The organism is Streptomyces sp. NPDC058741 (assembly GCF_042746715.1).
Taxonomy (GTDB): domain Bacteria; phylum Actinomycetota; class Actinomycetes; order Streptomycetales; family Streptomycetaceae; genus Streptomyces.
In genome coordinates this window covers 1-12,550 of the sequence record NZ_JBHYQH010000081.1, presented here as the reverse complement: position 1 = coordinate 12,550, position 12,550 = coordinate 1, and the positions used below count along the sequence as shown (strand labels likewise).

Here is a 12,550-nt window from a genome sequence, read left to right as displayed (position 1 = left end):
GCGCAGCCGCGAGCGCCCCGCTCACGCCGGTGCCCCCGGCGGGACGAAGGGGAGACCCGCCGGGGCGCCCGACTCGATGAGCCGCCACAGCGCGTCCGTGTCCGCGTGATGTTCGATCAGGTCGCCGAGCCGGTCGAGCTGTTCCTCGCGCAGTGCGGCGAAGGACGTGTCCGGTGCGGGGACGAAGCGGCGCCCGGCGGCGGACGCCACCTCGCGCAGGAAGGCCCTGCGGAACCCGTCCGACTCCAGTGAGCCGTGCCAGTGCGTGCCCCAGGTCTGGCCGACCCGGCAGCCGTCCAGGAAGGGGGTGCCGCCCTGGACGTCGGCGACGCCGTGGTGGATCTCGTAGCCCTCGACGTGCTCTCCGAGGGCCTTGCCGGCGGGCCGGGTGAGGGTCTTCTCGCGGGCGAAGCGCACCCGCACGGGCAGCAGTCCGAGTCCGTCGACCCGCCCCCGCCGGCTCTCGACGTCGTCCTCGATGTGCTCGCCGAGGATCTGGAAACCGCCGCAGATGCCGAGCACGGGCCGCTGCTCGGCGGCCCGGCGGGCCAGGGCGTCGGCGAGGCCCCGCTGCCGCAGCCACTCCAGGGCACGCACGGTGCCGCGCGTCCCGGGCACGATGACGAGGTCGGCGTCGGCCAGCTCCTCGGGCCGGTCCACGAACCGCACCACGACGCCCGGTTCGGCGGCCAGGGCGTCGACGTCGGTGAAGTTGGACATCAGCGGCACGGCGCAGACCGCGACGCGCAGCACGTCCTCCCCGACGGGCGGCGCGACGGCGGACTCCCGCACGGCCCCGCGCATCGAGACCCGCAGCCCGTCCTCCTCGTCGATGCCCAGTCCGTGCCGGAACGGCAGCACCCCGTACGTCCGCCGCCCCGTGAGGCCCTCCAGCATCTCCAGCCCGGGCTCCAGCAGGGAGACGTCCCCGCGGAACTTGTTGACCAGGTACCCGGCGACGCACTCCTGGTCCTCGCGCGACAGCAGCGCCACCGTCCCGAAGAACGAGGCGAAGACACCGCCCCGGTCGATGTCGCCGACGACGAGCACGGGCAGCCCCGCGCCCCGCGCGATGCCCATGTTGACGATGTCGGTCCGCCGCAGATTGATCTCGGCGGGCGAACCGGCCCCCTCGCAGATCACCGCGTCATACGTGCCCCGCAGTTGCTCCAGGCAGTCCAGCACCGTCCCGAGCAGCCGCCGCTGCCGCCCGCCGTGGTAGCCGCGCGCGCTCATCTCCCCGACCGGCTTGCCCAGCAGCACCACCTGGCTGCTCTGCTCGCCGCCGGGCTTGAGCAGCACGGGGTTCATCAGCGCGGCCGGCTCGATGCGGCAGGCCTGCGCCTGCATGGCCTGCGCCCGCCCGATCTCGGCGCCCTCACGCGTCACGAAGGAGTTGAGGGACATGTTCTGCGCCTTGAAGGGCGCGACCTTGACGCCCTGCCGCACCAGCCACCGGCAGATCCCCGCCGTCACGACGCTCTTGCCCGCGTCGGAGGTGGTACCGGCCACGAGAAGCCCACCGCTCATCTCACCGCCCCCTCTTGAACGACCGCGCGCCCTGCGACGACCGCGCGCTTCCCAGCAGTCGCGCTCCCGCGCACACGCCGAGCGCGAGCCAGGTGACGCGCCGTGACAGCCGTACGGCCCGTTCGACGTCCTGCGTGACGACGGCCCGCCCCCGCGTGTTGAGTACGGGCCGGTGCTCCACCCGCCCGCCGTACGAGAGGGTCCCGCCCAGCCTCACGCCGAGCGCCCCCGCGAAAGAGGCTTCCACCGGACCGGCGTTGGGACTCGGATGCCCGGCCGCGTCCGCCCGCCAGGCCCGTACGGCCCCGCGCGGATCCGGTCCGGCCAGTGTCGCGAGCACGGCGGTCAGCCGGGCCCCGGGCCATCCCGCGACGTCGTCCAGCCGCGCGGAGGCCCACCCGTAGCGCCGGTAACGGGCCGACTTGTGCCCGACCATGGCGTCGAGGGTGTTGACCGCCCGGAACCCGAGCAGCCCCGGCACGCCGCCCACCGCGCCCCACACGAGCGCCCCGACGACCGCGTCGGAGGTGTTCTCGGCGACGGACTCCACCACGGCCCGGGCGATGCCGTCGGCGTCGAGGGCCTGCGGGTCCCGGCCGCACAGGTGTGGCAGCCGGGCCCGGGCCGCCTCGATGTCGCCCGCCTCCAGGGCCCGCCCGACCGTGCGAGCCTCGCGCGCCAGCGAAGTCCCGCCGACGACGGCCCAGGTGGCGGCCCCGGTGAGCGCGGCGGAGGCGGCGGGCGACGTCCGCACGGCGCGCGCGGCGACGGCCCCGAGGGCCACGGCTCCTCCGGCGCACACGGCGGTGTGCAGCGCTCCCCACCCCCGGTGGTCCCGCCACAGCACCCGTTCCACGGCACCCGCGGCCCGCCCGAACGCGGCGACCGGATGCCCTCGGCGGGGATCGCCGAGCAGCAGGTCACCGATCAGGCCGGCGGCGGCGCCGTACGCGAAGACGCGACCGGCACCCATGGGCTCAGCCGGCCGAAGGGGCGGGCGGGGGAGGGGTGCTGGACCTCGGTCGGCAGCCGCGCATGGCGATACATGTCCTCACTCAGGGTGTCCACGCCCTGGTTCGACGAGACCGGCGGTGAGAGTTCCTGGCTCCCGGGGATCGCTGCCCCCGGTGACAGTGGCGGGACCGCGCCGGACTCGCACCGGCTTCCTCTCCTGCCGCCGTAATGGGCCCCGGCAGTCCACCACGGCCGCGAACCGCCGTCAACTTGCCGTTGACCTGCGCGGGGAGAGTGTGCAGAAGCCCACACCGCCCCCGGGGCACACGAGCGCCGGGCGGCACGGACCGGAGTCCCGTGCCGCCCGGCGGCCGTACGTGCGGTCGGGCCCTCAGGCCACGATCAGGTAGATCCCGTAGCCCACGGCCGCCGCGCACGCCGCGAAGCACGCGTACGCGCCGGTGACCGCGAGGCCCGCGGAACCGCCCTCCGCCACCGCCCGCTCGCGGCGGGACAGCCCGGTGATGCCGAGGGTGAACAGGCCCACGAGGGCCACCGTGACCACGAGGCCGACGCCGAAGACGGAACCGAGGGCCGCCCAGTCGATCTTCATCTCAGAGACTCTTCCTTGTTACCGGTGGGCGGTCAGACCGTGGTGGTCGAGGACGGGGCCCGCTCGGCGGTGGCCTGGGCCGGGATGGCTGGGGCGGGGTCCTCCGACGCCGCACCGGCCGTGGGCGGCGGCGTGACCGCGGCCATCGCCGTGGTCACCACACCGGCCGGCTCCTCTTCGGTGTCGTTGACGTTGGTGTGGTCGACGACCTCGCGCCGCGAGATCTTCCAGATCGCCGCGCTGGAGACGACGAGGAAGACGGCCACCGCAGCGGTGCCCCAGTCGCCGAAGCCGGTGACGTACTCGGCGAGCGCGGCCACCAGGGCCGCCGCCGGCAGCGTCAGGCCCCAGGCGACGAACATCCGTGTGGCGGTCGACCAGCGGACGACGCCGCCCTTGCGGCCGAGGCCCGCGCCCATCACCGCGCCGGACACGGAGTGGGTGGTGGACAGGGAGAAGCCGAGGTGCGAGGAGGCCAGGATGACCGTCGCCGCGCTGGTCTGGGCCGCGAAGCCCTGCTGCGGCCGGAGGTCGGTCAGGCCCCTGCCCATCGTGCGGATGATGCGCCAGCCGCCCAGGTAGGTGCCGAGCGCGATCGCGACGCCCGCGGAGAGGATGACCCACATCGGCGGGTCGGAGTCGGGGGCGACGGCGCCGCCGGCGACCAGGGCGAGGGTGATGACGCCCATCGTCTTCTGCGCGTCGTTCGTGCCGTGCGCCAGCGAGACGAGGCCGGCGGAGGCGATCTGACCGGCGCGGTAGCCCTTCTCGGCCGCCTTGCCGTCGGCCTTCCTGCCGAGGGAGTACGTCAGCCGGGTGCCGAGCATCGCCGCGACGCCCGCCACGATCGGGGCGGCGATCGCCGGGATCAGGACCTTGGTGACCAGTACGTCGCCGTGCACCGCACCGACGCCCGCCGAGGCGATCGCGGCACCGATCAGACCGCCCATGAGGGCGTGCGAGGAGCTGGACGGCAGACCGACCAGCCACGTCAGCAGGTTCCAGAGGATCGCGCCTACCAGGGCGGCGAAGATGACCTCGGGGCGGATACCGGCCTCGTCGACGAGGCCTTTGGAGATCGTGTTGGCGACTTCCACGGACAGGAAGGCGCCGACCAGGTTCAGGACCGCGGACATGGCCACCGCGACCTTCGGCCGCATGGCGCCGGTGGAAATGGTCGTGGCCATCGCGTTCGCGGTGTCGTGGAAACCGTTCGTGAAATCGAACGCGAGTGCGGTTACCACCACGATCGCGAGAATCAGCGAGAAGCTTTCCATTTACCCAGGCAATCGTTCGAGGTCATTGGCTGGACGAACGTAGGTAACCTGAGTGAACGGAAGATGAACTGGGAGGGGCGTAGGAGTGTCCGCAACAGGGGGTTGCCGTTCCGCCCCGCTCTCGGGCTCCTCGTGCTCCGGAATCCGGACGCCCGGCCCGGACCGCTTCAGTCGGTCGAGCGACCTCGGGACGTGGCTCATGTCACCCGGCGGTCACCTGGCGGTCACCCGCTGTGCGGATGCCCGCCACCCTGCGGCACATCGCCGGACGGTTCGTATGCGGTCCCGGCCCGAAAGGGGCGGCGGACGCACGGCACCCCTGGCAGGATCGCCGCATGGCTGAGCGGCGAGCGGACGAACGGGTCACGGCACAGGGCGCGGGGGAGCGGCGGAGGGCGGGCGTGCGCCCCGAGGAGGCGCGCGCCTGGGAGGACCTGGTCGCGACGGCCCGCCGCACGGTCGGCGAGGGCCTCGTCGTCGGCACCTCCGGCAACGTCTCGGTCCGGGTCGGGGACACCGTCCTCGTCACACCCTCCGGCGTGCCCTACGACCGTCTGGCGCCCGGTGACGTGACCGGCGTCGACCTCGACGGCCGGCAGGTCCTCGGCACCCTCGTGCCGACCAGCGAACTGCCCATGCACCTCGCGGTCTACCGCACGACCGGCGCCCGGGCCGTCGTCCACACCCACGCCGTGCACGCGACGGCCGTCTCGACGCTCGTGACGGAGCTGCCCCCGATCCACTACATGGCCGCCGCGCTGGGCGGTCCCGTCCGGGTCGCGCCGTACGCCACCTACGGCACCGACGCGCTGGCCCGGAACATGCTCCGGGCCCTCGACGGCCGCTCCGGCTGCCTGCTGCAGAACCACGGCACCGTCACGTACGGCGCCACCCTCGACCAGGCCTACGACCGCACGGCCCAGCTGGAGTGGATGTGCCGCCTGTGGCTCACCGCCGCGTCCGTGCCGGGCCTGACACCGAGCCTGCTGTCCGGGCCGCAGCTGGCCGAGGTGGAGGAGCGCCTGCGCGGGTACGGCCAGCGCGGCTGAGGGGCGCACGCCCCGCACGCCCCTCACCCCGCCGCCGCCTCCCACTGGTCGCCCGGCGGATCCGCCGGGACACTGGGAGGCGTGCGCACTGTCAGAGCGACGGCCGCTGCCGTCACCGCCGTGATAGGGGCCGGTGCCGCCGCCGTGGTCGCCGGCCGGCTCGCCGGCGACGCCGCGCTCAAGGCGCCTCCCGGCCGCCCCCTGCCCACCGAGCCCCGGCTCACCCTCCACGGCGCCGCCGCCGGGCAGATCACCCTCACCCGCGACCTCGCCGCCCTGCGCCCCGGCCGCTACGGCCTGGCCGGAAACGGCTCCCACGCGGTCGTCGGCCCCGTCCTGGCCGGTGCCCCGTCCACCGCCGACACCGTGGTGCGCCGGCTGGAGAGCGTCACGCACGGCACCCTGCAGCCGGGCGACAAGGTCTGGCTCACCCCCAACGTGTACGTCGGCAACCCCGCCACCGCCCTCGGCCTCGACCACGCCGACGTCGACGTCCCCGGCGAACTCGGCCCCCTGCCCGCCTGGTTCGTCCCCGGAGCCCGGGACACCTGGGTCATCGCCGTGCACGGTCTGGGCGCCACCCGGGAACTCGCCATGAACGTCATGCGGTTCCTGCACCGCAGTCACTTCCCGGTGCTCGCCCCGGCCTACCGCGGCGACCTCGGCGCCCCACGCCCGCCCGACGGCCTGAACCACCTCGGCGAGACCGAGTGGCGCGACCTCGACGCGGCCATCCGCTACGCCGTGCGCTACGGAGCCCGCCAGATCGTCCTGCACGGCTGGTCCACCGGCGCCACCATGGCCCTGCGCGCCGCCGAGCGCTCGGAACTGCGCGAGCGTGTCTCCGGGCTCGTCCTGGACTCCCCGGTGCTCAGCTGGGAGGCCACGCTGCGCGCCCTCGCCTCGGCCCGCCACACCCCGGGCGCCCTGCTGCCCCTGGCCGTGCGCGCGGCCCAGGGCCGCACCGGCCTCTACGGCGACCGGGCCGCCCAGGACCCCTCGTCAGAGGCCCTGCGGGTCCCGGCCCTGGTCTTCCACGGCCCGGGCGACACGGTCGCCCCCTGGCGGCTCTCCCGCCGGCTCGCCGCCGCCCGCCCCGACCTGGTCACCCTGCGCACGGTGGCCGGCGCCCCGCACGGAGCCATGTGGAACGCCGACCCGCAAGGCTACGAGGAGGCGCTCCGGCGGTTCCTGACGCCCCTCATGTGATCCGCCCCTTCGCGCACCCCTCGTGCACGCCCCCTTCGCCCCGGCGCAACCGCCTCGCGCCCCGCCCTCCATCGACCGGTCGTATGGATTCCGTTTAGGGGCGTACGGCCGGTTCCCGGTCCTCGACCGCTCGCGGCACCCGGTGCGTTGGCCTTGCCCGTCGCCCGCCGTGACATTCCGTTTGGGTTTTCGGACCGTCAACGGGAAGACTGCCCCCGTGACGTCCCGTATCCCGCGCGACTCCAGGCTTCGACTCGTCCGCCCGCGACCCCTGGCCGCCGCCCCCAGAGCGATGAACCAGCGGCGCTCGCGCCGCCCCGCGCCACGCCCCCCGGAGGGCACTCCGGCACCGGCGGAGCTGGCCAGAATGGCGCGCTCAGGGCTGGCCGGCGCGGCCCGCGTCGCCCGCTGGGCCGACGCCGCGCTCGGCCCCGGCCGCGACAGCGCCACCGCCGACGGCAAGGCCACCCTCTCCGAGGCGACCGCCCAACGGGCCGCCCGGGACCTGGGCCTGACCCCCGCTCAGGTCAGAGCCGACTGGGACACCGCCCGGCTCGCCGGCCTCATCGAGGTGCACGGCGACAGCGCCCGCCCCGGCTGGCGGCTGCGCGCCTGGGACCGCGACGACAGCGCCGTACTGCGCGGCTGGGTCGCCCTGTTCGACGCCTGGTCGCTCGCCTGCCCGGAGCCCGAGGACCACGAGCCCGCCGCCGTCGCCGAGGTCGTCTCGGCCATGCCGCAGACGCTCTCCTTCCTCCAGCTGTCCGCCGGCCCCGTCCCCGTGGAGCAGCTCCTCGACCTGCTGGAGCAGCGCGTCACCGAACTGCGCACCGCCCGCTGCGAGATCCCCTACGGACCCCGGCCCGAGCCCGCGGCCGAGCCGGCGCTCCCCGACGCCCCGCTCGCCCCCCTCCTCGACTGGGCCCTGCGCGCCCTCGCCTCCGTCGGCGCCCTCACCTACGGCGACGGCCAGGCCACGCTCACCCCGCTCGGCAACTGGGCCGTCTGGGTCAAGCTGGAGCAGATCTGCGTCGCCGCCCAGAGCCCCGCCGGGAACATCGAGCAGGCCGCCGAGGACATGCTCCGCGGCTGCGCACGGCTCCGGCCCAACGCGGCCCGCGCCGAGTACCGCGCCTGGCTCGCCGCCCGCACCGTCGGCAGCGCCGTCACCGAGCTCCTCGGCGCCGCCCGCGGCGAGGACGCCCTGCTGCGCGGCCTCGCCTTCGAGGCGCTGCGCGTCGTCGGCGCACCCGCCGAGCCGGACGTCCGCGCCGCGCTCGACGAGCCCACGCTCCGGCCCTACGCGCTGCTGTGGCTCGCCGAGCACGACGGCGCCGACCCCGAGGACGCCCACGAGGTCCTCACCCGGGAGGAGGCGACCTGGCTGTGGGTGGACACCGCCGCCGCCGTCGCCGACCACGGGGAGGCCCCGCTGCTCGTCCGGCACCTGGAGGCCGCCGTACAGCCGACCGTCCCGATGCTGCTCGACGAGGTACGCGCCGTGGGGCACCCGCGCACCGTGCAGGTCCTCGTCGCCCTCGCCGCGTCCCACCCCGACCCGGCCCTCGCCAAGGCCGTGCGCCGGGCCGCCTTCCAGGTGCACACCGGGGGAAACTGAGGGCACCCGCCCCCGGGCGGCGGCGGGACGCCTCAGCCGCTCAGCCCGGCGTCTCGGGCGCGTACGTCCCGAAGCTCCACACATTGCCCTCGAGGTCCCGGGCCAGGTAGTCCCGCGAGCCGTAGTCCTGGTCCGTCGGGGGCATGAGAATCTCCACACCGTGGTCCACGGCGCGACGGTGGTGCGCGTCCACGTCGTCCACCACGACGTACACCCCGGTCGGGCCCGCGTCCTTCATCGCCGCGTCGAAGACGCCGCCCCGGCCCTTGGTGCCCACCATCACCGCGCCGTTGCCCTGCGCCAGCTCGGCGTGCGTCACCGAGCCGTCCTCGCCCTCGAACACCGCCAGCTCCGTGAAGCCGAAGGCCTCCGTGAGCTGGCGGATCGCGGCCTTCGCGTCCCTGTACAGCAGCGTCGGGCAGATGCTGGGACGCCCGCCTGAGGTGCCTGCCATCCCTATCACTCCCTCGTGTCCGGCAGCCGGGGACCCGGTGGTCCGGATCCGCCGTTCAGTCTCGCACCGGGCCCGCACCGCGGCCTCGTACGGCGCGGCGCGGGACGCCCGCACGCAGAAAAAGTGGTTGCACGGCCCCGTTAGACTGTCCCCCATGGCCTTTCTCCTCGCGCATTAGACGGCGGGAACGTCCTCAGCCGCCCATCCCGCCCCCATATCCGCCCTGGAGTCTGTCCGTGATCTCCGCCTCCGGTATCGAGCTGCGCGCCGGTGCCCGTGTCCTCATCGAGAGCGCCACCTTCCGGGTCGCCAAGGGCGACCGCATCGGCCTGGTCGGCCGCAACGGCGCGGGCAAGACCACCCTCACCAAGGTCCTGGCCGGCGAGGGCATCCCGGCCGGCGGCACCGTCACCCGCTCCGGTGAGGTCGGCTACCTCCCGCAGGACCCCCGCACCGGCGACCTCGACATCCTCGCCCGCGACCGCATCCTGTCCGCGCGCGGACTGGACGTGCTGATCCGCAAGATGCGCGACAACGAACAGCGCATCGCGAACGGCAAGGGCGCCACCCGTGAGAAGGCGCTCAAGCAGTACGAGCGACAGGAGACGGAGTTCCTCACCAAGGGCGGGTACGCCGCCGAGGCCGAGGCCGCCACCATCGCCGCCGCGCTCAACCTGCCCGACCGCGTGCTCGGCCAGCCCCTGCACACCCTCTCGGGCGGTCAGCGCCGCCGCATCGAGCTGGCCCGCATCCTGTTCTCCGACGCGGACACGCTGCTGCTCGACGAGCCGACCAACCACCTCGACGCCGACTCGATCATCTGGCTTCGCGACTACCTCAAGACCTACCGCGGCGGCTTCATCGTGATCTCCCACGACGTCGACCTGGTCGAGACGGTCGTGAACAAGGTGTTCTACCTGGACGCCAACCGCGCCCAGATCGACGTCTACAACATGGGCTGGAAGCTCTACCAGCAGCAGCGCGAGGCCGACGAGAAGCGCCGCAAGCGCGAGCGGGCCAACGCCGAGAAGAAGGCCGCCGCCCTGCACTCGCAGGCCGACAAGATGCGCGCCAAGGCCACCAAGACGGTCGCCGCGCAGAACATGGCCCGCCGCGCCGACAAGCTGCTCTCCGGCCTGGAGGCGGTGCGCCAGTCCGACAAGGTCGCCAAGCTCCGCTTCCCGGAGCCCGCGCCCTGCGGCAAGACGCCCCTGATGGCAGAGGGCCTGTCCAAGTCCTACGGCTCGCTGGAGATCTTCACCGACGTCGACCTGGCCATCGACAAGGGCAGCCGCGTCGTCATCCTGGGCCTCAACGGCGCCGGCAAGACCACGCTGCTGCGTCTGCTGGGCGGCGTCGAGCAGCCGGACACCGGCGCGGTCGTCCCCGGCCACGGCCTGAAGCTCGGCTACTACGCGCAGGAGCACGAGACCCTCGACCCCGACCGCACGGTCCTGGAGAACATGCGCTCCGCCGCGTCCGACATGGACCTGGTCGAGGTCCGCAAGGTGCTCGGCTCGTTCCTGTTCTCCGGCGACGACGTCGACAAGCCGGCCGGGGTGCTCTCCGGCGGCGAGAAGACCCGTCTGGCGCTGGCCACCCTGGTCGTCTCCTCGGCGAACGTGCTGCTCCTCGACGAGCCGACCAACAACCTCGACCCGGCCAGCCGCGAGGAGATCCTCGGCGCGCTGCGCACCTACAAGGGCGCCGTCGTCCTCGTCACGCACGACGAGGGCGCGGTCGAGGCGCTCCAGCCGGAGCGGATCATCCTGCTGCCCGACGGTGTCGAGGACCTGTGGGGCGCCGACTACGCGGATCTCGTCGCCCTCGCGTGATCGAACGCGTGATCAACGGCGTATGGATCATTCGGCCCACCGGTGATCCCTCATCCGTGTGAGATCTCCTCGTACCGAGGTGTGTCCTACATCGATCTCGCGGCCGAGTCCCCGATTCTTCGGCGCTCGGCCGCCGCGCCGTTCTGACCTGCCCTTTCACGCAACGATCCGTTCGGGTGTACGGACGGCACTCATCGGAATCTCGCATTCCGCTTGTGGGGATGTGCTCCCGTCGTCACAACCTTGTCTCGCGGACCTTGCCGAATGGGTGGCCATCAGGGCCCGGAGGGGTGATCATGAGGAGACCAGAGCGCACTTCCCATGAGGAGGCACGGGTGGCCGAGACTCTGAAGAAGGGCAGCCGGGTGACCGGCGCCGCGCGCGACAAGCTCGCGGCAGACCTGAAGAAGAAATACGACGCCGGTGCGAGCATCCGGGCGTTGGCCGAGGAGACCGGCCGCTCGTATGGCTTTGTGCACCGCATGCTCAGTGAGTCGGGCGTCACGCTGCGAGGGCGTGGCGGGGCGACCCGGGGCAAGAAGGCCACGGCCTGACCCCGGGTGGCCCCACGGCTTCGATGGTGGCCACCCGGCCGGCGAACTGATCGACCGGGTGGTTACTGTGCAGTCACATAGCTGTGCCGTGCCAGGGCGGTGACGCCGTCGTGCGGCACGGAAGACGACCGCACACATCGGAGGCGTCCCATGGCTTCGCCCGACCAGGACCTCGTTCCCGTACTCGACAAGGACGGCGTACGGCTCACCGTCGACGACGCGATCGCCACGGTGACGCTGACCAACCCGGCCAAGCGCAACGCGCAGAGCCCCGCTCTGTGGCGGGCGCTGACCGAGGCCGGCCGGCAGTTGCCGGGCTCCGTCCGCGTCGTGGTGCTGCGGGCCGAGGGCACGTCCTTCTCGGCCGGGCTCGACCGGCAGGCGTTCACGCCGGAGGGCTTCGACGGGGAACCGTCGTTCGTCGACCTCGCGCGGGGCGGCGACGCCGAGCTGGACGCGACCATCGCCGAATACCAGGAGGCGTTCACCTGGTGGCGGCGCAGCGACATCGTCTCCGTCGCCGCTGTCCAGGGACACGCCATCGGGGCGGGCTTCCAGCTCGCCCTCGCCTGCGACCTGCGCGTCGTCGCCGACGACGTGCAGTTCGCCATGCGTGAGACCAGCCTCGGACTCGTGCCCGACCTCACGGGCACGCACCCGCTGGTCGGCCTCGTCGGCTACGCCCGCGCGCTGGAGATCTGCGTGACCGGGCGTTTCGTCACGGCCGAGGAGGCCGTGAACACCGGGCTCGCCAACGTGGCCGTGCCCGCCGACCAGCTCGACGACACCGTCCGGGACCTCGTCTGCGCCGTCCTCGCCGCGCCCCGCGACGCGGTCATCGAGACCAAGGCCCTGCTGCGCGGCGCCCAGGACCGCACCTACGAGGCCCAGCGCGGGGCCGAGCGCCAGGCGCAGGCGCGGCGGCTGCGGGACCTCGCAGGCGTGGGGGAGTGACCTCCGCCTGCGGCTGACGTCCCTCAGGCGATCGCGCTGACCAGGACCGCCACCGTCGGGCGGTCCGGCAGTGACTCGGCCACCGCCTCCCGCACCGCGCGGGCCACGTCCCGGGCCGGCCGGCCGGCGTCCACGGCCAGTTCCACGCGGACGTGCCGGTGCGGCAGCTCGGCCTCGCCCGGTACCTCGGCGATGTGGACGGGGTGGCCCAGCATGCCGGTCAGATGCAGGACGCCCGGGACCGCCAGCGCGGCGGTCGCGACCCGGGCCTCGTCGCCGTCCCGCGGCGGTGGGGTAGGTGACGGTTCGGGCAGGTGTCCGGCCCCGGGCGCCGCCTGGGCCCGCTCGTCCTCGCCCTGCTCCAGCAGGTCCGTGACGCGCAGATCCACCTCCGTCACCGTCAGCCCGATCCCCTCGGTGGCGGCGGCCGCCAGCGTCGCCCTCACCAGGGACGCCGTCCGGGGCAGCGGCTGCGACGCCGTGGCCGCGAACCGGGCCGTCAC

The 12,550-nt window shown here is 73.8% G+C and carries 11 protein-coding genes, 1 pseudogene and 1 riboswitch; of the genes and pseudogenes, 6 read left to right on the top strand and 6 right to left on the bottom strand.

All coding sequences use genetic code 11. The features are described 5' to 3' along the window. Positions 1–21 precede the first annotated feature (21 nt). The 4 genes from ACFW6P_RS31680 to ACFW6P_RS31665 form a co-directional block, all read right to left on the bottom strand. Positions 22–1,530, bottom strand: coding sequence for a cobyric acid synthase (locus tag ACFW6P_RS31680; RefSeq protein ID WP_386359499.1), 1,509 nt, complete (start codon positions 1,528–1,530; stop codon positions 22–24). A gap of 1 nt (position 1,531) precedes the next feature. Beyond that, the gene (locus tag ACFW6P_RS31675) at positions 1,532–2,503 is read right to left on the bottom strand and encodes a cobalamin biosynthesis protein (protein WP_386359498.1); all 972 of its coding nucleotides are present in this window, start codon (positions 2,501–2,503) and stop codon (positions 1,532–1,534) included. Positions 2,504–2,625: 122 nt separating this feature from the next. Next, positions 2,626–2,700: riboswitch (cobalamin riboswitch) on the bottom strand. A gap of 175 nt (positions 2,701–2,875) precedes the next feature. Continuing rightward, the gene (locus tag ACFW6P_RS31670; RefSeq protein WP_386359497.1) at positions 2,876–3,097 is read right to left on the bottom strand and encodes a hypothetical protein; all 222 of its coding nucleotides are present in this window, start codon (positions 3,095–3,097) and stop codon (positions 2,876–2,878) included. Positions 3,098–3,129: 32 nt separating this feature from the next. Then, positions 3,130–4,374: an anion permease gene (locus ACFW6P_RS31665; RefSeq protein ID WP_386359496.1), complete on the bottom strand. Its 1,245-nt coding sequence runs from the start codon at positions 4,372–4,374 to the stop codon at positions 3,130–3,132. Between the two features lie 335 nt (positions 4,375–4,709). Here ACFW6P_RS31665 and ACFW6P_RS31660 point away from each other — a divergent pair, with 335 nt between their 5' ends. From ACFW6P_RS31660 to ACFW6P_RS31650, 3 genes are all read left to right on the top strand, one after another. Next, positions 4,710–5,423 carry a class II aldolase/adducin family protein gene (locus ACFW6P_RS31660; RefSeq protein WP_386359495.1) on the top strand — a complete coding sequence of 238 codons (714 nt, stop codon included), beginning with the start codon at positions 4,710–4,712 and terminating at the stop codon, positions 5,421–5,423. 81 nt (positions 5,424–5,504) lie between these two features. Beyond that, positions 5,505–6,632: an alpha/beta hydrolase gene (locus ACFW6P_RS31655; protein WP_386359494.1), complete on the top strand. Its 1,128-nt coding sequence runs from the start codon at positions 5,505–5,507 to the stop codon at positions 6,630–6,632. Positions 6,633–6,849: 217 nt separating this feature from the next. Then, complete coding sequence (locus ACFW6P_RS31650; protein WP_386359493.1) at positions 6,850–8,250, top strand: hypothetical protein; 1,401 nt, start codon at positions 6,850–6,852, stop codon at positions 8,248–8,250. Between the two features lie 40 nt (positions 8,251–8,290). On the opposite strand, the gene ACFW6P_RS31645 is transcribed toward ACFW6P_RS31650, so the two are convergent. Beyond that, complete coding sequence (locus ACFW6P_RS31645) at positions 8,291–8,704, bottom strand: VOC family protein (RefSeq protein ID WP_386359492.1); 414 nt, start codon at positions 8,702–8,704, stop codon at positions 8,291–8,293. A 236-nt stretch (positions 8,705–8,940) separates the two neighbouring features. Between ACFW6P_RS31645 and ACFW6P_RS31640 the strand changes: the two genes are divergently transcribed. The 3 genes from ACFW6P_RS31640 (at position 8,941) to ACFW6P_RS31630 (ending at position 12,047) form a co-directional block, all read left to right on the top strand. Then, positions 8,941–10,539 carry an ABC-F family ATP-binding cassette domain-containing protein gene (locus tag ACFW6P_RS31640; protein WP_386359491.1) on the top strand — a complete coding sequence of 533 codons (1,599 nt, stop codon included), beginning with the start codon at positions 8,941–8,943 and terminating at the stop codon, positions 10,537–10,539. Between the two features lie 335 nt (positions 10,540–10,874). Continuing rightward, positions 10,875–11,093 carry a helix-turn-helix domain-containing protein gene (locus tag ACFW6P_RS31635; protein WP_010037790.1) on the top strand — a complete coding sequence of 73 codons (219 nt, stop codon included), beginning with the start codon at positions 10,875–10,877 and terminating at the stop codon, positions 11,091–11,093. Between the two features lie 150 nt (positions 11,094–11,243). Then, positions 11,244–12,047 carry an enoyl-CoA hydratase/isomerase family protein gene (locus ACFW6P_RS31630; RefSeq protein WP_386359490.1) on the top strand — a complete coding sequence of 268 codons (804 nt, stop codon included), beginning with the start codon at positions 11,244–11,246 and terminating at the stop codon, positions 12,045–12,047. Between the two features lie 23 nt (positions 12,048–12,070). Here the strand turns inward: ACFW6P_RS31630 and ACFW6P_RS31625 are convergent. After that, positions 12,071–12,550: pseudogene (locus tag ACFW6P_RS31625) on the bottom strand (nucleopolyhedrovirus P10 family protein); the annotation flags it as partial.

What these genes read in the sequence shown, in the direction of transcription:
- ACFW6P_RS31680 (WP_386359499.1), bottom strand. Translation starts at nt 1,530, where the DNA reads ATGAGCGGTGGGCTTCTCGTGGCCGGTACCACCTCCGACGCGGGCAAG.
- ACFW6P_RS31675 (WP_386359498.1), bottom strand. Translation starts at nt 2,503, where the DNA reads ATGGGTGCCGGTCGCGTCTTCGCGTACGGCGCCGCCGCCGGCCTGATC.
- ACFW6P_RS31670 (WP_386359497.1), bottom strand. Translation starts at nt 3,097, where the DNA reads ATGAAGATCGACTGGGCGGCCCTCGGTTCCGTCTTCGGCGTCGGCCTC.
- ACFW6P_RS31665 (WP_386359496.1), bottom strand. Translation starts at nt 4,374, where the DNA reads ATGGAAAGCTTCTCGCTGATTCTCGCGATCGTGGTGGTAACCGCACTC.
- ACFW6P_RS31660 (WP_386359495.1), top strand. Translation starts at nt 4,710, where the DNA reads ATGGCTGAGCGGCGAGCGGACGAACGGGTCACGGCACAGGGCGCGGGG.
- ACFW6P_RS31645 (WP_386359492.1), bottom strand. Translation starts at nt 8,704, where the DNA reads ATGGCAGGCACCTCAGGCGGGCGTCCCAGCATCTGCCCGACGCTGCTG.
- ACFW6P_RS31630 (WP_386359490.1), top strand. Translation starts at nt 11,244, where the DNA reads ATGGCTTCGCCCGACCAGGACCTCGTTCCCGTACTCGACAAGGACGGC.